At 41.4% G+C, this 17,792-nt stretch carries 21 protein-coding genes and 1 pseudogene; 18 read left to right on the top strand and 4 right to left on the bottom strand.

The annotated features are described in order from the left end of the window. The first annotated feature begins 427 nt into the window (after positions 1-427). Positions 428-2,695 carry an ATP-binding protein gene (locus I8J31_RS07180; RefSeq protein WP_199467598.1) on the top strand — a complete coding sequence of 756 codons (2,268 nt, stop codon included), beginning with the start codon at positions 428-430 and terminating at the stop codon, positions 2,693-2,695. A gap of 101 nt (positions 2,696-2,796) precedes the next feature. Here the strand turns inward: I8J31_RS07180 and I8J31_RS07175 are convergent, their stop codons facing one another. Next, positions 2,797-3,771 (bottom strand): HEPN domain-containing protein, encoded by a 975-nt coding sequence (locus I8J31_RS07175; RefSeq protein ID WP_199467597.1) that lies wholly within the window; start codon positions 3,769-3,771, stop codon positions 2,797-2,799. Between the two features lie 273 nt (positions 3,772-4,044). On the opposite strand from I8J31_RS07175, the gene I8J31_RS07170 reads away from it, so the two are divergent. Continuing rightward, positions 4,045-4,578: a HEPN domain-containing protein gene (locus tag I8J31_RS07170; protein ID WP_199467596.1), complete on the top strand. Its 534-nt coding sequence runs from the start codon at positions 4,045-4,047 to the stop codon at positions 4,576-4,578. Between the two features lie 347 nt (positions 4,579-4,925). Here I8J31_RS07170 and I8J31_RS07165 read toward each other — a convergent pair whose 3' ends face one another. Next, positions 4,926-5,831 carry an AraC family transcriptional regulator gene (locus I8J31_RS07165; protein WP_199467595.1) on the bottom strand — a complete coding sequence of 302 codons (906 nt, stop codon included), beginning with the start codon at positions 5,829-5,831 and terminating at the stop codon, positions 4,926-4,928. 168 nt (positions 5,832-5,999) lie between these two features. Between I8J31_RS07165 and I8J31_RS07160 the strand changes: the two genes are divergently transcribed. The 5 genes from I8J31_RS07160 (at position 6,000) to I8J31_RS07140 (ending at position 8,528) form a co-directional block, all read left to right on the top strand. Continuing rightward, positions 6,000-6,932, top strand: a complete 933-nt coding sequence (locus tag I8J31_RS07160; protein ID WP_199467594.1) for an alpha/beta hydrolase — start codon at positions 6,000-6,002, stop codon at positions 6,930-6,932. A 123-nt stretch (positions 6,933-7,055) separates the two neighbouring features. Next, positions 7,056-7,421, top strand: coding sequence for a DUF4345 family protein (locus I8J31_RS07155; protein WP_199467593.1), 366 nt, complete (start codon positions 7,056-7,058; stop codon positions 7,419-7,421). A gap of 98 nt (positions 7,422-7,519) precedes the next feature. Next, positions 7,520-7,840 (top strand): DUF7709 family protein, encoded by a 321-nt coding sequence (locus I8J31_RS07150; RefSeq protein ID WP_199467592.1) that lies wholly within the window; start codon positions 7,520-7,522, stop codon positions 7,838-7,840. Between the two features lie 41 nt (positions 7,841-7,881). Continuing rightward, positions 7,882-8,136: a YciI family protein gene (locus tag I8J31_RS07145; RefSeq protein ID WP_199467591.1), complete on the top strand. Its 255-nt coding sequence runs from the start codon at positions 7,882-7,884 to the stop codon at positions 8,134-8,136. Positions 8,137-8,180: 44 nt separating this feature from the next. Then, positions 8,181-8,528, top strand: a complete 348-nt coding sequence (locus I8J31_RS07140; protein WP_199467590.1) for a DUF3024 domain-containing protein — start codon at positions 8,181-8,183, stop codon at positions 8,526-8,528. A 40-nt stretch (positions 8,529-8,568) separates the two neighbouring features. Here the strand turns inward: I8J31_RS07140 and soxR are convergent, their stop codons facing one another. Further along, positions 8,569-9,021, bottom strand: a complete 453-nt coding sequence (gene soxR, locus I8J31_RS07135; protein ID WP_199467589.1) for a redox-sensitive transcriptional activator SoxR — start codon at positions 9,019-9,021, stop codon at positions 8,569-8,571. A 110-nt stretch (positions 9,022-9,131) separates the two neighbouring features. Between soxR and I8J31_RS07130 the strand changes: the two genes are divergently transcribed. The 3 genes from I8J31_RS07130 (at position 9,132) to I8J31_RS07120 (ending at position 10,805) form a co-directional block, all read left to right on the top strand. Then, entirely contained in the window at positions 9,132-9,548 is a 417-nt protein-coding gene (locus I8J31_RS07130) for a VOC family protein (RefSeq protein ID WP_199467588.1), read from the top strand. 164 nt (positions 9,549-9,712) lie between these two features. Further along, positions 9,713-10,282, top strand: a complete 570-nt coding sequence (locus I8J31_RS07125) for a DJ-1/PfpI family protein (RefSeq protein ID WP_199467587.1) — start codon at positions 9,713-9,715, stop codon at positions 10,280-10,282. A 166-nt stretch (positions 10,283-10,448) separates the two neighbouring features. Then, on the top strand, positions 10,449-10,805 hold the full coding sequence (locus I8J31_RS07120) for a ribbon-helix-helix domain-containing protein (protein ID WP_199467586.1): 357 nt from the start codon (positions 10,449-10,451) through the stop codon (positions 10,803-10,805). A 20-nt stretch (positions 10,806-10,825) separates the two neighbouring features. Here the strand turns inward: I8J31_RS07120 and I8J31_RS07115 are convergent, their stop codons facing one another. Beyond that, a complete protein-coding gene (locus I8J31_RS07115) occupies positions 10,826-11,317 on the bottom strand; it encodes a cytochrome b (protein WP_199467585.1) in 492 nt (163 codons plus the stop codon). 257 nt (positions 11,318-11,574) lie between these two features. Here I8J31_RS07115 and rluF point away from each other — a divergent pair, with 257 nt between their 5' ends. From rluF to I8J31_RS21265, 8 genes and pseudogenes are all read left to right on the top strand, one after another. After that, positions 11,575-12,690, top strand: coding sequence for a 23S rRNA pseudouridine(2604) synthase RluF (gene rluF, locus I8J31_RS07110; protein WP_199467584.1), 1,116 nt, complete (start codon positions 11,575-11,577; stop codon positions 12,688-12,690). Positions 12,691-12,799: 109 nt separating this feature from the next. Beyond that, positions 12,800-13,114 (top strand): DUF2834 domain-containing protein, encoded by a 315-nt coding sequence (locus tag I8J31_RS07105; RefSeq protein WP_199467583.1) that lies wholly within the window; start codon positions 12,800-12,802, stop codon positions 13,112-13,114. A 2-nt stretch (positions 13,115-13,116) separates the two neighbouring features. Beyond that, positions 13,117-13,743, top strand: a complete 627-nt coding sequence (locus I8J31_RS07100; RefSeq protein ID WP_199467582.1) for a LysE family translocator — start codon at positions 13,117-13,119, stop codon at positions 13,741-13,743. Between the two features lie 26 nt (positions 13,744-13,769). Continuing rightward, positions 13,770-14,219, top strand: coding sequence for a GNAT family N-acetyltransferase (locus I8J31_RS07095; protein WP_199467581.1), 450 nt, complete (start codon positions 13,770-13,772; stop codon positions 14,217-14,219). A gap of 99 nt (positions 14,220-14,318) precedes the next feature. Then, a complete protein-coding gene (locus I8J31_RS07090) occupies positions 14,319-14,849 on the top strand; it encodes an RNA methyltransferase (protein WP_199467580.1) in 531 nt (176 codons plus the stop codon). Next, positions 14,846-15,892: a CobW family GTP-binding protein gene (locus I8J31_RS07085; protein ID WP_199467579.1), complete on the top strand. Its 1,047-nt coding sequence runs from the start codon at positions 14,846-14,848 to the stop codon at positions 15,890-15,892. The genes I8J31_RS07090 and I8J31_RS07085 overlap by 4 nt, the downstream gene beginning before the upstream one ends. 406 nt (positions 15,893-16,298) lie before the next feature. Continuing rightward, positions 16,299-17,078 (top strand): annotated as a pseudogene (locus I8J31_RS21270) (PAS domain-containing protein); the annotation flags it as partial. Beyond that, a complete protein-coding gene (locus I8J31_RS21265; RefSeq protein ID WP_233402644.1) occupies positions 17,064-17,603 on the top strand; it encodes a methyl-accepting chemotaxis protein in 540 nt (179 codons plus the stop codon). The pseudogene I8J31_RS21270 and the gene I8J31_RS21265, both read left to right, overlap by 15 nt. Positions 17,604-17,792: the final 189 nt, after the last annotated feature.

Below are 17,792 nucleotides of genomic sequence, written 5' to 3'. Positions count from 1 at the left end.
GAATTACTAGCTAAGCAATTCACTGAGAAAGATACAAGGGCGAGGGAGGGGTCATGTCTTGTGGTTTTGTACTGGCGAGGCATCGGTAATCAAGCGTTACATAACGGCTTGTTATTAAAAAAAAGACACAAATATAAAGTGGTTATTTAAATAGCCTAATAGTATTGTCAAAAGCAGTCAGGGAAGGGCATGTTTTTAGATGGAATTTTCTTATCTAGTTTCTCTCTTTAATCACCTTCCTCGAAATACTTAAATTAGCTCGTTTTTACAGTGTTAGGTTTTTTTTGAATAGCTTTATAAAACTTTTATGATTCAATTTTTTATAAGGTTATTTTGAGGTTTTTAAATTGTCTAAAAACGTATGCGCATTATTAAACTGTTACACGTCATTTGCGTCATTAAATACAACTGGCTAAGGATTTAGGGAATGAGCAAGCTTTCTCAAAAAGAAAGGGTCGTATCACTAGGGATAGATCTTTTTATACTTTTTATCATCTGTGCTCTGGCATTCGGAAAGCCTTATCCACCAACAGGTGATGCAGGGTTCTGGTTCTATACGGCTTTGTTAAGTGTTTTGGTTGGCTCAAAAATCGTAACCCCTTTCTATGTTAAACCTATAGACGCCGTTTCATATGCAGTTCCAGCGTTTGTGTCATTAATGCTGATAAATGATTGGACCTCTTGGTCAGTGGAAATAAAAACTGCGTTCTTGGCCACTATAGGTGTATCCGCGCTCGTTTTAGGGTTCTCACTAATTGCCATCACTCTAAACAACTGGGGAAGTGAAAGGCTTCAAGATATATCCAATAAAATTCGTATATTTTTAGAAGTCATTGCTAAACCTCAGGTTATTTACACCCCTATTATAATTTTTGCGATGTATTCCTATCACATTGATAAGCCAAATGAGCTAATACTCATAGCGATAGCGATGTTGCTTACGGTTTCGATGTCCGCTGGTGATGTAATAGTTAGAACATTCAATAGAATTCGTAAATCAGCGAAGGCAAGGGGTAAAATTACTAGCTATGCAGAAGTAGCCGCTTATCAGCAGCCGAACATTATTCTTATCCGCCAAATTAAAGACGATGACATTCCGTTAAAATCCATAGTTTATATAAAAGACAAACACTCTAAGTCTAAGCTTGCTATTACCCTTGATTTTGTTGGTAGGGAAAATGGCATACTGACACGAGCCGTTGAGTTAGCAACTCTTGATTCGGGTCGATTTGAAGAACTTGAACACCTCGTGCCAAGCGATTCAGTTGCACAAATAGAGGGTAGCTATTTAGAAAAAATATGTGTTTCAGAGAATATTGATTTAGCTCAGAGTCAACGAGTGGTTGGAATTGTCGCGCCCGATAGCTCTATAGAGAGGTTGTATTTTGAAGTTGTGGATAATTCTGACCTCAAGGAGGGGCGTTTAGTTGCTGTCAGAGTACAAAATGAAAAGGTTCTTTATCAAATTGTTGGGGGATTAACCAAGGAGGAAGTAGTCCATCAAAAGAACACATATGGGTATCTCAGGGCCCAAGCGCAACAAATTGGCGTTTGGGACGAACAGCGAAAGAAATTTTATCAATTCAATTGGTTGCCTAATATCAATAGCCCTGTATTTCTTGAGCATCAGGATGCCTACCATATTGAACCTGATACAATCGGTCACTTTCCTGACAGCAACTACCAAGTCAAAATTGGAAACATAAATCATCTAGTAACGCACAATACAGCGATACTGGGAATTCTTGGTGTTGGGAAATCGATGCTAGCCATCGAGTTATTAGAAAGAATGATGGCTGAAGGGATCAAAGTAGTATGCTTGGATCTAACCAATCAATACTCGACAGAACTATCTGATTACTATAACGCCCGATACGAAGAAGCTTGTCTATTTAAGTTACGCACAGCTACTGATAAAGATAGGGATGTGTGGCAGGAAAGCCCTGAAAAAGGCGGCAGTTTGCCTCATCTGAAACAAGCTTTTTATGAAGATCTAAATGATTTCATCAACAATACTGCTGGTCATCTTCTGAAAATATATAATCCAGCTGAATTCGTTGCAACTCGTCAAGATCGAGCGCCGGGTAGCTATCATTCGGAAGGTCAATGGCAGCGTGGAGCAGCGCTCTTCAGCGTAACTCCTGTCGAAATCACTCAAATTGTTTCTGAAACTGTACTTGACATCTTATCTTCCCAGATGTCAGATCAGGCTAGGGCCTGCCTTGTTTATGAAGAAGCCCACTCACTTGTTCCGGAGTGGAACTCAGTGGTGGCTGATGGTGACAAGCATGCGACGAGTGGTACAGCTAGAGCAATTCTTCAAGGTAGAAAGTACGGACTGGGCTGCCTATTGATCACACAGCGAACAGCTAATGTTACTAAAACCATCCTTAATCAATGCAACACAATATTCGCGATGCGTACCTTCGACGATACAGGAAAGGATTTTCTAGGGAACTATATCGGTAAAGATTACGCGCAATCATTGTCCTCTGTAAGGGAGCGGCATGCGGTATTTTTTGGGCGGGGATCAAGTTGTGAGAATCCTGTTTTGATGAAGGTAAATGATCGAGATGAATTTTTGGCGTGTTATAGAGCACTAAAAAAACCGCCGGTATTCGCTCATCAACCAGTGGCTGAAACTAATGCTGAGGCCGAGGAAGCTCCAGATTTTGATGACGACATGCCGTTCTAGCTTACGAATAATTGCGATTTAATAATTGATTCAAGGGGGCAGAGTCGTTGATTTTACGATTCAATCGCTCAGCCCCGTCGATTCCCCAACCCCCCAATGTATTAAACTCCGTTCTGATATTCCTGTATCTTCTGCTGGCAGGTTTGTTCTGTGATGCGTTGTAGTGTTTCGACTTCGCTGGCGAGGTAGTTGAGTTCGTCTAGGGTTATGACGTAGTGTTCTGAGTAGCGGCCATCGACGTAGGCGTTTTTTAGGCGTTGGAAGCTGCGACGTTTTTCTTTGGTGTCGGCGGGGAAAAGCAGTGCAAATTCTGGATTCTGTTGAGCGCAGAGTGAACGTAGGTGTTCGAGGTTGTGGGTTTTGGGCATGTAGTTGGTGCATACGAGTAGGGTGCAACAGAAGAAGTGTTCACTAGCTTGGTGTAATAGGAAAGCTGTTTCATTTAACCATTCCCTCTTAAATGAATCTTGGGATAATGTTAAAAATCGAGTAGAGCTTTCAAACCAAATCTTAAAGTGTTTATTGGCGATTTCGACTTGTTCTTCTTGAGGGATATGATTGGCTAGGGGGAGTTCTTTGCCATTCGCGCTGAACAGTTCGATGCCTTCTTCGCGTATGTCTTTGAAGAAGTAGTGCCCTTGGTGCAGCATGTCACTGACATCTTTCTGGGTGTGGACAAGCAAACCCAGCGGCGCTTTAACTTTGCGTTTTACCTTGTCTTCTACCGCTTGCCAAATTTCGTATTCTTCCACTAGGGCGATTTGGTTGACGATGACCAGTATATCGTAGTCGCTCACGTAGCCGTTGGCGGGGTCGTTTACCCATGTGCCCTTGGCGTGGCTGCCGAATAAGATGATCTTGTTAATCCGGTATTTACTCTTCTTACCAGAGCGATCTAGCATAAAATCATCCAGCACATCGCGTATCGTCGTCGCGATGGTCTCAATGTCTTCCAGCTTCCGCTCAGACAAAGGCTTAGGAAAGGTTTGAAGCCTTGGCGACTGTGTCATATCCGCCCTGTCTTCCCCCTCACTAACTGCCTCTTTATTAGGTAGGTAATCGAGTAACTTCTTCATATGTTCATGCTACTACAGCCCCCGTTTGGAAAAAAGCCAAAAGCGTTTTAGTATCAATGAATAAGCATTCACAACGGGCTCTTTTTGAGAAATGAGCACTTGGTGGATAAATGTGTAAACGCACATGCTCGTTTTTCCAGTTCCTAGCTTTGTGAATAGCTTTATAAAACGTTTATTATTCAATTGTTTATAAGGTTATTTTGAAGTTCTGGAAATTGTCTAAACACGCATGCGCACTATTAAACTGTTAAATGCCATGGAGGCTCCATATAAATGTCAGTATCCTTAAGTAATTTTAAACTCGCAATTTCTGATGCGAAAGAACTAGCAGAATGCTATGACTTATTGAATGCTAAACCTGATGCATTACCACCTGAAGCATTAAAACGAGCAGCATTGATTATGACTTTAACTGCATGGGAAACCTATGTTGAAGACATTGCGACTGAACTATTCACTAATAAATTTGGTGTGTTGCAGGGATGCCATATTGGAAATTATTTAGAACGCGAATTTACTAATAGATTGAAGATGTTTCATAATCCTGATTCCCAAAAGACTAAGTTATTATTTAGTGACTTCTTTGGTATTGATGTCACTGAAAGTTGGGTTTGGGGTAACTATTTAGAGCATAAGCTTGCCAAAAAAGAATTGGACAGATGGTTAAAAAGAAGAGGTGAAGCCGTCCATAGATCTCAAGTTGATATGACTAAACCTGATTTAATCAAACGCAAAGAATTAGACCAGTGTATTAGATTCATCTCTGAGTTAGTTACGATAACTGACAAAACGCTTCAATCGGTGTAGGCATTTAACAAGGCGTTTAAACGGAACTAGATTCAAGGCGTCAGAGTCGTTGATTTTACGATTCAAGCGCTCAGAATCGTCGATTCGATTCAAGGAGCCAGAGTCGTTGATTTTATGATTCAACCGCTCAGCCCCGTTAATTCCCCAACCCCCAATTAATTAAACTCCTTTCTGATATTCCTGTATCTTCTGTTGGCAGGTTTGTTCTGTGATGCGTTGCCGTTTTTCGACTTCGCCTGCTAGGTGGGTGAGTTGGTCTAGGGTGATGACGTAGTGTTCTGAGAATTTTTAATGTGCGTATCCAGTAAAACCTTTATGAGGCTAAAGCTGTCTTAGATCTAGAAGATTTAATTTACTTCAGCATAACTAATTTTATTAGATTGACTAGGCGGTACATGAAATAAACGCTTAAATTCTCTACTAAACTGAGAAACACTTTCATAGCCAACTTGTTGAGACGCAAGGCTTATTTTCATCCCCTCATGAATAATAAGAGTCTTAGCCTTAAATAACTTCATCTTTTTAATGTATTGCAGCGGTGACTCGTTTGTGACTTGTTTAAAGGCGCGATGAAAAGAAGAGATGCTCATACCTGAATGTTCAGCAAGTTCGCGAACGGTATAGTTTCTTGTTAGGTCATTGTGTGTCAGTTCGATTGTTTTCGCAATATTCCCAAAGTGTGTCGTATGTTGTACCAGTGCAAAAAGAGCTTTTCCTTCGGGACGAAGTAAAAGCCGATAAATGAACTCATCTATAATGCTTTTTCCTATTATTTCTGCATCTAAAGGTGACTGGAGAGTGTCTAAAAGTCGACACTGAATTTCTATCAGTTCATCGGAATTTGGGATTGGTTCTACACCGATAAAATAATCACTTGTTTCAGTAAAGATGTTAGGTGATGCGTGTAATATTCTTCGAACCATTGAGCCAAGGCTGGGTAAATCCAGCTTAATAAAAAAACCCTGTAGAGGTTCTTCTTCGCTTGCGAATGTTTCGCATTCCAAGATGAGAGGAATGGTCAATAATAAGTGTTGTCCTGCATAATACTGGTACTCCTTATCATCTAAATAAGCCGTTTTTTTTCCAGTACCAATAATGGCAATTCCTGGCTCATACGCTACTGCCGTTCGAGGTGAATAGTTTGGGCTATGAAAATAGCTAACACCGGGAATTTCAGTGTCCACCATCTCTTGCTTGCCATGCAGTTGGTATCTCTGGGTTATTCGATCATATTCGTCTGAGAGGTTCTTCATAAGATCGATTTTCCATGAATAGCATTAATAGTCAATTATATGGCGGTAATTACGGTTTTATTTTCTATAAAAAGCAGGAATAGGCAAGTAATATCCATTTTTGTACGTTCTGTTTATGACTCAGTTGATTATTATAAGTTTCAGACAGCATCAACAAGAGGATAGATCATGACTACATTAACCGCAGGAAAAAACAGAGTAGAGTTTTTAAGTTCAGGCTCTCGCATTGCAGGAGACCTATATTGTCCAGATAACTTTGATTCAAATAAGGCTTATCCAGCAATCGTATCAGCAGGTCCTTTAGCAGCGGTCAAAGAACAGGCCGCTGGTTTTTATGCGGAGAAGCTTTCAAAGAAAGGTTTCTTAGTGCTGGCTTTTGACTATCGAACTTTTGGAGAAAGTGAAGGACAGCCTCGTTGCTATGAAAACCCTGCTTATAAAACAGATGATATACACAACGCTGTGAGTTATCTGTCATCACTGAATAACATTGACAGTAATAAGATTGCCGCTTTAGGTATTTGTGCTAGCGCTTCATATATCGGCGGAGCATTGATAGGAGATAAGAGAATAAAAGCGTTTGCATCGGTTAGTGGTTATTTTAATTTGCATGATGTCATCGCATTTAACCCATTGGTATCTGATGAAATTCGTGAGGCTATGTTCGAACAATCAAATAATGCTCGTCAAAAATACTTTGAAACTGGTGAGGCTATACGCAGTGACCTTCTATATTCGGCTTTTGATGGCAAATCAGAGGAACAGTTTATGAAAGATGTCTACGACTATTTCTTTACTCGAGTCGAAAGTTGCTGGCCTAATTTTAGCCGCGATTTAACTCTCTTTTCAGTTGAGGAGCTGGCAAAGTCAAATGTGTTAAATTTTGCACCATTTATTACAACACCTTATCTGGGGGTTGTTGGAGAAAATGCCCCCACTCGTTATCAGACAGAACAGTTTATAGAAGCTAAGTCTCAAGGGATGTCTCAGATAAAAGTAATAAACGGAGCCTGTCACATACAAGCTTACGATTTAGATAACTATGTTGATCAAGCAGTAGATAGTATTAATGACTTTCTTAATGAGCAATTGAAAGGTTAAGGGCAATGAATAAGAATCCACAACGCGCTCTTTTTGAGAAATGAGCACTCGGTGGATAAATGCCTATACGCGCATGGTCTAAACGCTCATGCGCACTGTTAAACTGTGCATTTCGAGGCATGAATGGAGCATAAAATATTATTACAAGCAGTTGGTTTTATACTTATATTAGCGGGGATTATTCTTACCTATAATCCTGAGCTGGTGATTAGTAAACCAATTCCAGAAGATACCTTTCGTGCAATTGAAAGAAGAGTTCGCTGGGGCCTTTTCATTGGCTTAGGTATCTTACTCATGTTTCATCATCAAATTAAGCCTTACTTATTTACTGTTGCCGCATTGGGGATGACATTAACATTGGGAGCTGTCATTTCACGCCTAATGGGTATTGCTCTGGATGGCTCAGTACAAAGACAATGGATGTGGGTTGTTGTTGAGTTATTTATGATTATTGGTTTCGGACTTTGGTATGCAAATCAACGCACATAACAGGTCGTTAAAGCAGGACAAATAACAGTTGGCTTTTACTGGTTCCTCGCTAAATAAATTGGCTCAGAATTGAATTAAAGGTTTTATAGGAGATAGTTATGTCTGAAGGTTCACCAGAAAAAACGGAGCAACTCGGTGCAATTAATAAAAAAATTTTGGCCGAGGGAGAGGAGCTTCCTGTTGTTACTCTAAAAGATGGCAGCAAAGTACAAACAGGGACAGTGGCTACGATGCTTCGTAATATCGCTTTATATAATGCAGGAGAGCGTGGGGAAGTTGAGGAGCAATTGGAGGCGGCTGTACCAACCTTGATTAAAGTGGGTTTGTTTGAATTGTTCCCCATTTATGAATGGATTAGCGGACAAAATTCTGGGCGTAGTTTTGTTGGGTTGTGTGCTAAAAAGTATCTTCACAATTAGTTCTGGCTCGTGAAGCTTTTATTCTAGAAAGGGGTTTTATTGTGCTTCGATATTTAGTCATGGCGTTTCGTACACCGGAGTTTCAAACGTCTGTTGTGGATGATCATTATGCGTTTTTAGATCGTTTAAAACAGGAAGGGAAGCTTGAACTTGCTGGCCCATTTACGGATAAATCGGGTGGTGCTTATTTGATTAAAGCGGCCAATATGGAAGAGGCTGAATCCATCGCTTTTAGTGATCCGGTACATACGACTCAATCGTCGGTAGTGACGGTTTATGAATGGAACGCAAAGTAAGTGTAGGGTAATATTGAAAAATTAATGATAATCATGAGGTTAGTATGGCGATAAGTGAATTTGAAGTAAAAAGATGTGAGCGAGAAATGGATAAGTTCTTATCTGCTCATAGACCTCCTGCACATATTAGACAGGAAGTAGATTTAGCTTATCGCCTTGACAATCAAAGCGTAGAAATATTCGAGATACGTCCTGACTGGAAAGACTCAACTGAAAAAATTGAAATCCCAATTGCTAAAGCCACTTATGTCAAAGCGAAAAAAGAGTGGAAAGTTTATTGGCAAAAAAGCGATATGAAATGGCATAGGTATGAACCATGCCCGACGGTAAAATATCTCGAGGAATTTTTGTCTGTAGTCGGTGAAGACAGCTTTAGCTGTTTTTTCGGTTGAGTCTATCCCAAAGAATACCTGAGACCAGCATGAAGTCGTGTTAATCCAATCTTACTTTTTTATCTAACAGCACCGCGCCCGAGCCTTCTGCGGCGAGTTTGTCTTGATCGTTATAGATAGGGCAGTTTTCCATGGATAAGCAGCCACAACCAATACAGCCTGAAAGTAAGTCCCTCAGGTTTTCTAAGTATTGAATCCGAGCGTTTAACTCTTTGTTCCATTTGGATGCCAGTATTTGCCAATCTTCTGTGTTGGGTGTGCGGTTGTCGGGCAGGGTGTCTAGGGCTTGTTTGATTTTTTCTAAGCTAACGCCAACTTTTTGCGCGGCTTTGATCACCGACACTCTACGTAATGTGTCTCTAGGATAGCGGCGTTGATTCCCCTGATTGCGCCAGCTCCTAATTAAGCCTTTTTGTTCGTAAAAATGCAGTGTAGACACTTTTACACCACAACGCTTGGCCATGTAGCCAACACTTAATTGATCGTTTTTCATCGTCTCTCGATTTTTTTGAAAAGAGTGAAAAAACACTTTACCTCAAGTTAAGTTGAGCTTCTATAGTGAGGTTTCTTTGATGAACCTTATCTAAATAGGAAGTAAATACGATGCGATTAGAACACCTTAATTTAGTGGTAAAAGACATGGCGGAAACGCTGACTTTTTATAGGGCTGCGTTTCCTCATTGGCGTATCCGCAGCAATGGTAAGTCTGAATGGTATGGCGTAGAGCGGAATTGGTTGCACTTTGGTGATGACTATCAGTTTATTACTTTCAATGATAATGGCGCAGGGGAAAATCGCGATTTGATGAGTCATCAAGTTGGCTTAGCGCATTTTGCCTATGTGACCAATAACCTAGAAGCCGTGATCAAGCGCTTAGGTTTGGCTGGCTTTGATGTGGCGAAACAAGGCGCAGAAAATCCTCATCGACAAAATGTGTATTTTATTGATCCGTCTGGTTATGAGGTGGAGTTTGTTCAATATTTAACAGACCTACCCGAAGAGCGTAACAATGACGACTAAACTGTTGAAGGCTGTTGCTTTTTGCGATTGTTATTTTAAACAAGGGGAAGGCATGAAGTGGCTTCCCCTGCAGAGCGATCTAAATGTAATAACCCCTTAATACCTTTTCTCTTCTTTAAGCTGCTAAAAACATAAGACGCTTTAAACTCAATAAGAGAAAACGGATGAAAAATAAAAAAATATTGATGGTTACAGGTGATTTCACGGAAGATTATGAAACCATGGTGCCCTTTCAGGCTTTAATGAGTATGGGTCATACTGTGCATGCGGTTTGTCCTGATAAACAAGCTGGCGATACGGTGGCAACGGCGATTCATGATTTTGAAGGCGATCAAACTTATACCGAAAAGCCGGGTCATCGCTTTGCTTTGAATGCGACTTTTAGTGAGATTAAGGTTGAGGACTATGATGCTTTGGTTATTCCTGGTGGTCGGGCGCCAGAATACCTACGCCTCAATAAAGAGGTGCTTGTCATGGTTAGGCACTTTTTTACGACGAACAAACCTGTCGCGGCTGTGTGTCATGGGGCGCAGTTGTTGGTTGCAGCAGGTGTCTTGGAAGGTAAAAAGTGTTCGGCATATCCTGCCTGTCAGCCTGAAGTAGCCTTAGCAAAAGGCCACTTTGTGAATTTGTCTATGGATAAAGCCGTGACGGATGGCAACTTAGTGACGGCACCTGCATGGACAGCTCATCCGGCTTGGTTGGCGCAGTTTTATGTCTTACTAGCAGACTAATGGCGTTAAAAATTTCCTAATATTTAATCCTCACTGCAGAACAGGTTAGACCATTGTTATTGTATGGTTCAGCCTGTTTCTCTTCTCTGGGAGTTTTGGGCTAAACTGTTTGCCATGTGCCTCTTTACATTCTGATAGTAACAAGTGTCTTAATAGGGATAATAAAATGTGTAAGCTATTCGTTAACTCAGATCCTAGTTTATGGCAAAACGTCACTCGTTCCATACGTATTGACGGTATGGTGACTAGCATTCGGTTAGAGAGTTTTTTCTGGTTTACTCTAGAAGAGATTGCTCAGCGAGATAAACTATCACTGTCGCAGATGGTGGCTAAGCTCAATCACGAAGCCTTGGATGCGGGTCATGATCTTGATAACTTCACGTCTTTTCTTCGAGTTTGCGCCATGCGCTACTTACATTTACAAACCCTTGGTATGTTGCCCCATTCAAGCGATGTCAGTATTGCGTCCCTTAATACGGATCAGATTCTTAAGCAAGAAAAACGGTATTTAGAGACGCATTAACCGAGATTGGGTCTGAACAATCATTTCCTGCCGAACATTTTCAATAGTGTGTCATCTTTCAGAATATATTGATGGAAGAGAGCGGCTGAGGCATGTATTAGCACCAGAAGCATCATCAGGTTCATGGTGATTTCGTGTACGTCACCCAGAATATGAATACCGAAAAACCACGCACCTGCACCAAACACGGGAACTAGGAACATCAGTAAATACAAGAGGTGGTGCATACCTTTGGACACACGATCTAGCATGGCATAATTTGTTTTACTTGGTGCTGGTGTTTTGCTAACAACACGGACAATAAGCCGAATAATCACTAAGGCAATGATGGTTAAACCAACATACACATGGATGGATGATACTAAACCATAGCCGTCGTTACTGTTGTCAAGGTGTTGGTGAAAGGCGTGCCCCATGCCTTCACTCACGAAATAGTTCAGGATGATCAACGCTGCTACTGCCCAATGAAGTGCAATTTGTAGGCTGCTATAGGGTTTCGTACTGTTACTCATATCAGGTTTCCTCAAAATCTAGTTGGTGGCTTGATGTTGTTCCTTGCATGGTTTCATTCTAGGTGAGTAATCTTAAGAGATTCTTAACTTGGGCTAGGAAAGGTGAGTCTACTCTGCCTATATTTATGTGTGTTATTCGTTTCTCTTCTAAAACACTCAGTTGATTTCCTATATAATTTGACCTTTCACTTTATTCAACGATTTAGGTTGCCCAGTAATATTTTGGTGGCCTTTTGAAACAACCAAGACGGCGCTTTATGTTTAATGCTTCATCCACTCGTTTAAATAAATACATTAGCGAAAGCGGTATTTGCTCGCGCAGAGACGCCGATCGTTTCATTGAACAGGGTAATGTGTTCATCAATGGTAAGCGGGCTAAAATTGGCGATCAGGTTACTGCTGGGGATACTGTTAGGGTCAATGGTCAGCTGATTGAACCGCAAGATGCGGAAGATTTTTTGTTCATTGCGGTCAACAAGCCAGTCGGTATTGTAAGCACCACGGAAAGTTCTGAAAAAGACAATATAGTAGACTTTGTAAATCACAGCGCTCGCATCTTTCCTATTGGTCGGTTAGATAAAGATTCCCAAGGTTTGATCTTCCTCACCAATAATGGTGACTTGGTGAATAAGGTATTGCGCGCAGGTAATAACCACGAAAAAGAATACCTAGTGACGGTTAATAAACCTATTACGGATGACTTTATTAGTGGTTTAGCTGGCGGCGTTCCAATTTTAGGAACAAGAACGAAGAAATGCCCTGTGAGCAAGGTGGCTCCAAGCGTTTTTAATATTACTTTAGTGCAAGGGTTAAATCGGCAAATTCGCCGCATGTGTGAATACTTTGGTTATGAGGTCGTAAAGCTCGAACGCACACGCATTATGAACGTGAGTTTGAAAGGCTTACCGGTCGGAGAATGGCGCGATTTAACCGAAAAAGAACTGACCGAGTTATTAAAAGCGGTTGAGGATTCTTCCTCAGAGGCGGCACCAAACCGGAAGTCGCAAAATACCTCACGGAATACTGGTCGAGATAGCGGCACTAAACAAACAACAGGGGCTAGAAAATCTACAGGAACTTCTAGAGGCAACACAAAACAGCCTAGTGGTAAAGGTGCTGATGACAGACGCTCTAATGGAAAACGTCCTACTGGCAAGAAACCTTTTGCTGATGGTAAGAAACCAACAGGCTCTTCAAAACCAGCAGGCGCTTCGAAGGGAAATGGCAAGCGGCCATCAGGGGAGACAAGGAAGCCGACAGGAACGTCAAAGGGCGGTGCCACCAAAGGGCGTCCAGCCTCAAAAGGTGCTTCTAAATCTCAAGGTAAACCACAGAGTAGTGGCAAACGTCCGCAAAAGTCTCCTAAGAGATAGTACCTTTATTGTTAAGATTTTGTTGGGTTAAGCATGTTTGAAAGCATGGCTTTCTATAGAAATAGCGTTGTTCAGATTGTCTCTTTTATCACATTATAAGGCGTATGGCATGAAGGTATTCTATTTGTTGCTTACGATACTGGGGGTGGTCTTGCCCTATGGGGCTTTTCTTCCCTGGTTGTTTGAGAAGGGGGTGGATTTACCCGCATTTTTAAATGCGGCGATTGCCAACCCTATTAGTGTGTTTGCTTGGTTGGATGTATTGGTCTCTGCTGTGACTTTACTCGCTTTTATCTTGGTGGATGGGCGCCGCAATGGGGTAAAGTATTATGGCTTGGCGATGGTGGGAACCTTAACCGTGGGTGTTTCCTGTGGTTTGCCGTTGTATCTTTTTTTAAGAGAGAAGTTGGTGGTTAAGGAATAGGTATGCTGGATTATCAAACCGTTTTAACGTATTTGGCGATATTACTTGGCTTTGTGTTTATTCCTGGCCCTGCGATGTTGCTTACTCTGGCAAGGGCATCTGGTTCAGGTGCTCGTGTCGGTATTGCAACAGGGTTGGGAATTGCTGTTGGAGATTTACTGCATACTCTGATGGCGGTGGTGGGGGTGTCTGCCATTATCATGACATCAGCTGTCTTGTTTAGTGTCGTTAAGTTTCTTGGCGCAGGTTATCTGATTTATCTGGGCATTCGTGCTTTTATTGAAAAGGTTGATCATGGCGCTGTACTGGCGAGTAATCAAATAACCTCTAAGGTCGCCTTTCGTCAAGCTGTGTTAGCCGAGGTGCTCAATCCTAAGTCAGCTTTGTTTTTCATGGCTTTTCTTCCGCACTTCGTGAATCCAGACAATGGTTTTGTCGCCTTGCAATTGCTTGAACTAGGCGTACTTTTTGTGTTGGTCGGTTTACTCGGTACTGTTGTTGTGGCTTTTAGTGCAGGGTGGATTGGGAGTTTACTGAGACGTAATCCTGCGATTGCTCGTTGGCAGGGTAAGTTTGTCGGTAGTATTTATTGCTTATTGGGTGCGCGTCTTGCTATTCAGGATAAGTAGCCATAGTCCGTTTTAGGAAAACAGTCATGAATATTAATCGGGCTGGTACAGCACACCTGAAAGGGATTGAAGACTGTGTGAAACAGGCCTACTGTCACTACGAACAGCGCCTTGGTTGTCTACCTGCTCCTATGAGAGAAAATTATGCTCAAGTGCTCGAAGAAAAATCTGTCTTTGTCGCACTTGAAGAGGGTATCAAGGATGTTTTGGGTGTGTTGGTACTGGCGCAAACTCCAGAAGGTTTTCTATTAGACAACATTGCCGTGGCTCCAAAGGCCCAAGGGCGTGGCGTTGGAAAGCGACTTTTAGCACTAGCAGAACAGCAAGCTTTAGCGGCTGGCTTTACCTCCATTTATCTTTATACCAACGTAAAAATGCAGGAAAATCGAGACCTTTATCAGCGTATGGGTTATCAAGAATACGATTTACGTAATGAACAAGGCTTATCTCGAGTGTATCTGCGTAAGTCACTTTAGGTGAGCTTTGTTTGTCATGGGCTGAAGAAGCATTGAGTGTTATTATTTCTGTTATTTGCCTTTCCTATACTCCGCTTATTCCATTGGTTTACCTTCCCTATGAAAACTGAATTTGTCACCATTGCTTTAACCAATCCCAAAAATGCTTCAAATGTTGGCTCTGTGATGCGAGCTGCAGGTTGTTATCAGGTCAATCAAGTTTTGTATTCTGGTACTCGTTACGATAGAGCCGTGAAAATGGCGACGGATACACAAAAAGTGACGACATCTATTCCGCTCATTAATATTGAGGCACTCGGCGTCGCGGCATTTGTTGATGCAGTCGATGCTGATACTAGGATTGTCTGTGTCGATTTAATTCAAGGTGCGACACCTTTACCCGCTTTCCAACACCCAGAAAAAGCCGTGTACATTTTTGGTCCTGAGGACGGCACCATTTCTCAATCTATTGTTGACCGTGCTGATCATGTCGTGTTTGTACCGACGGTTGGCTGTATGAATTTGGCCGCTTCGGTGAATGTATTGTTGTATGACCGAATGGCGAAGTCTGCTCGGGCACAGGCTGGGGATGAGCTGATTTTACAAAGTAAAGACGTGAATAATAATGTTAAGGTCAAAAAGGCCATGTGAAGGGTAATGACGCTATGCAGTATCAAGGTATCAAAATCACTGTTATTACTGGGTTTCTTGGGGCAGGGAAAACCACAGCCATTCAATATATGTTATCTCAGGTTCCGCAAGGGGAGACTTGGGCGGTGTTGGTGAATGAATTTGGTGATGTGGGCATTGATGCTTGCTTGGTAAGAGGTGAAAACGTCCAAATTAAGCAAGTCCCCGGTGGTTGCTTGTGTTGTACTACGTCAGCGGCTTTTAGTGCCGGACTAAATGAACTGATTAAGCTTGCTAACCCTGATCGTATCTTGATTGAACCTACGGGCATTGGCCATCCAGACCAAATTGTTAAGCAATTACAAGCGCCCTATTACCATGGCGTGTTGGAGATAGGGGCGAGTTGTTGTTTGGTGGATGCGCGTAATTTATCGAACCCTCGTTATTTAGGTCACCCTGCTTTTTTTGATCAGATTAATATGGCCGATGTCTTGATTGCCACCAAACAAGATACCTATGATGAGTTCGATGAAACGCGCTTTGTGGATTTTGCTAAACAGTTTGAACCTGCTAAGGCGGTGATTGGTTTTTCACAACATGGTGTGGTGGATATGACATGGCTTGATGCTAAGCCGATTCATTTGCATAGCTCTGAACCGCATTCTCATCACGACCACGACCACGACCACGACCACGACCACGACCACGACCACGACCATCAGGCGAATAACGCCTTGACGAGTCAACCTTTGCTTGGTGTTACCTGTTTTCAAAAGTGTGATAGAGAATTGAATAGTTTGGGTTGGGTGATGGATGACAGCTATGTATTTGACAGGGCGACCTTAGAAAAATTGAGCCATTTTTTGCGGGCGGAGTCCGGTTTTTGGCGTGCCAAAGGTTTGTTTAAAACGTCTGATAACGAGTCGATTCAGCTTAATGTCACTGTCACTGAAGACACGATATTGACCTCTGAGGTTTATAAAGGAAGCCGCTTCGAGTGCTTGTTTGATACGGGAGTAGTCGTTAATAGCTTAAAAAAACGGATTCATGACCATCTATTCTAGGGGGTCTATCTAATGAACAAATTTCCAGTATTTTGGATACAGTATTCATTTTTTGATAAATGAGATAAACTTATTGCCTTTATTAAAGGATCAAGCTTTAGCCATCAAATATCACGTACGAGGGAATGGGGGATAGAAAGAGGTTTGTTTTGCTTTCTAATGGCATATTAAGGTGATTCTCCTTAATTAAAGTATGACTCAGGATTACGGTCTAAAAGAGAGAGAACAAACCTTTAGGTTTAGATGCCCTTACCCTTGCGAATTCTTAACAGGTAAGTCTGTGTCGCTTATTACAGCGACCTAGGTTGTTCTGCCTCCTTCATAGTATCGCCTTTGTGTCTGTCATAAATCTGTCATAAGCTTTTTCAAAGTTTATTTGTATAAATTTTATTAATGAGACTAATTCATGATGTTTAGTAGCAAGGTCAAAATTGCCAACCTTGAAACAGAAATACATACTCTTAAAAGTAGCGTTTCTAGTGTTAATGAAATACTAGAGGCTCAAAAAAAGCACCTTGCTTATATCCGCTTCGATACAGGCGGTAAGGTTGTGGATGTTAATGATAATTTCCTAAATGTGATGGGCTACACAAGAGAGCAGGCAATAGGCGCGAGCCATTCTTCTTTTTGTGATAAGTCTTATGCAAACAGCTCTGAATATCGAAAATTCTGGGAAAACTTAAATAAGGGTATTTTTCAAAAAGATACCTTTGCACGTAACAGCAGTTCTGGAAAAAGAGTTTGGTTAGAAGCAAGCTATATTCCTGTTCAGGACGAAACAGGGAAAGTTAAGAGCGTTATAAAACTAGCCAATGATGTCACCAGCGCTTTTGATGGATTACAGGAAAAAGACGCGTTACTTAACTCTCTTGATAAGTATCTAGCGGTGATCAAGTTTGATTCGAAAGGTACTGTATTAGAGGCTAACAATAACTTTCTTCAAGTCATGGGATACCAAGAGAGTGAAGTACTTGGTATGCACCATAAAAGCTTTTGCTTCGACAAGTTTTATCAAGAAACCCCAAGCTTTTGGCAAAAGTTGGCATCTGGAGAAAGCTTTCAAGGACGCTATGTTCGTAAAGCTAAAAACGGCGCTGAAATTTGGCTTGATGCAACCTATAGCCCAGTTTTTGACATTAATGGGAAAGTCGACAAAGTGGTTAAGTTTGCAATGGATGTGACGGATCAGGTTGATGCGTTTAACAAAATCAAATTCTCTGCAGCAGGTACGTCAGAAGAGGCCACACTTATTACGAATCAAACCGTTACGACATTAGCAGCAGTCACGGCGACGTCGAAACAAGCGTCTAATGAGATCGATTTAGCTAGTGAAATTACTAAAGATCTTGGCCAGCAGGCGGGAAAAATTAATTCAATCGTGCAAGCGATTCAAGGTGTAGCAGATCAAACTAATTTACTGGCTTTAAACGCAGCGATAGAAGCGGCTCGGGCTGGTGAAGCTGGTCGTGGTTTTGCTGTGGTTGCGGATGAAGTGAGAACACTTGCTCAGGAAACATCCAATCAATCTCAAGAAATTTCTAATGTAGTGAGTAAAAATTCATCATTGATTGAAATGCTGACTCAAAAAATGGCAACGTCAAGTGAGCTGGCTTTATCAAGCTCGACCAAAATTGAAACGGTTTCCAGTGGCTTGGCAGAAGTCGAAAAAGGCGTTCAAGAGTTAGCGACCTTGATTAATCAGATTTCTTAACCCTGATGTAAGCGGATTTGAATGTTTATTTGGTCTCTTTCTAAATTTAAGAAAGAGGTCAAGGAATGACGCTAAACCACCTTTTTTAAGGTGGTTTTTTTATATTTATAGAAAATTGGTTTTTTATAATTATCTTTTTGATGAATTTTGTCATTAATCTTGGCATGTTTTGCTATTGAGCCAATTTGA

The sequence above is a fragment of the Marinomonas transparens genome (genome assembly GCF_016463975.1).
GTDB classification, from domain to species: Bacteria; Pseudomonadota; Gammaproteobacteria; order Pseudomonadales; family Marinomonadaceae; genus Marinomonas; species Marinomonas transparens.
The sequence above is the reverse complement of the archived record's forward strand: the minus strand, read 5'-3'. Positions and strand labels throughout refer to the sequence as shown.

What these genes read in the sequence shown, in the direction of transcription:
- I8J31_RS07155 (WP_199467593.1), top strand. Translation starts at nt 7,056, where the DNA reads ATGGAGCATAAAATATTATTACAAGCAGTTGGTTTTATACTTATATTA.
- I8J31_RS07175 (WP_199467597.1), bottom strand. Translation starts at nt 3,771, where the DNA reads ATGAAGAAGTTACTCGATTACCTACCTAATAAAGAGGCAGTTAGTGAG.
- I8J31_RS07105 (WP_199467583.1), top strand. Translation starts at nt 12,800, where the DNA reads ATGAAGGTATTCTATTTGTTGCTTACGATACTGGGGGTGGTCTTGCCC.
- I8J31_RS07100 (WP_199467582.1), top strand. Translation starts at nt 13,117, where the DNA reads ATGCTGGATTATCAAACCGTTTTAACGTATTTGGCGATATTACTTGGC.
- I8J31_RS21265 (WP_233402644.1), top strand. Translation starts at nt 17,064, where the DNA reads ATGGATGTGACGGATCAGGTTGATGCGTTTAACAAAATCAAATTCTCT.
- I8J31_RS07150 (WP_199467592.1), top strand. Translation starts at nt 7,520, where the DNA reads ATGTCTGAAGGTTCACCAGAAAAAACGGAGCAACTCGGTGCAATTAAT.
- I8J31_RS07120 (WP_199467586.1), top strand. Translation starts at nt 10,449, where the DNA reads ATGTGTAAGCTATTCGTTAACTCAGATCCTAGTTTATGGCAAAACGTC.
- rluF (WP_199467584.1), top strand. Translation starts at nt 11,575, where the DNA reads ATGTTTAATGCTTCATCCACTCGTTTAAATAAATACATTAGCGAAAGC.
- I8J31_RS07115 (WP_199467585.1), bottom strand. Translation starts at nt 11,317, where the DNA reads ATGAGTAACAGTACGAAACCCTATAGCAGCCTACAAATTGCACTTCAT.
- I8J31_RS07130 (WP_199467588.1), top strand. Translation starts at nt 9,132, where the DNA reads ATGCGATTAGAACACCTTAATTTAGTGGTAAAAGACATGGCGGAAACG.
- I8J31_RS07180 (WP_199467598.1), top strand. Translation starts at nt 428, where the DNA reads ATGAGCAAGCTTTCTCAAAAAGAAAGGGTCGTATCACTAGGGATAGAT.
- I8J31_RS07160 (WP_199467594.1), top strand. Translation starts at nt 6,000, where the DNA reads ATGACTACATTAACCGCAGGAAAAAACAGAGTAGAGTTTTTAAGTTCA.
- soxR (WP_199467589.1), bottom strand. Translation starts at nt 9,021, where the DNA reads ATGAAAAACGATCAATTAAGTGTTGGCTACATGGCCAAGCGTTGTGGT.
- I8J31_RS07170 (WP_199467596.1), top strand. Translation starts at nt 4,045, where the DNA reads ATGTCAGTATCCTTAAGTAATTTTAAACTCGCAATTTCTGATGCGAAA.
- I8J31_RS07140 (WP_199467590.1), top strand. Translation starts at nt 8,181, where the DNA reads ATGGCGATAAGTGAATTTGAAGTAAAAAGATGTGAGCGAGAAATGGAT.
- I8J31_RS07165 (WP_199467595.1), bottom strand. Translation starts at nt 5,831, where the DNA reads ATGAAGAACCTCTCAGACGAATATGATCGAATAACCCAGAGATACCAA.
- I8J31_RS07125 (WP_199467587.1), top strand. Translation starts at nt 9,713, where the DNA reads ATGAAAAATAAAAAAATATTGATGGTTACAGGTGATTTCACGGAAGAT.
- I8J31_RS07095 (WP_199467581.1), top strand. Translation starts at nt 13,770, where the DNA reads ATGAATATTAATCGGGCTGGTACAGCACACCTGAAAGGGATTGAAGAC.
- I8J31_RS07090 (WP_199467580.1), top strand. Translation starts at nt 14,319, where the DNA reads ATGAAAACTGAATTTGTCACCATTGCTTTAACCAATCCCAAAAATGCT.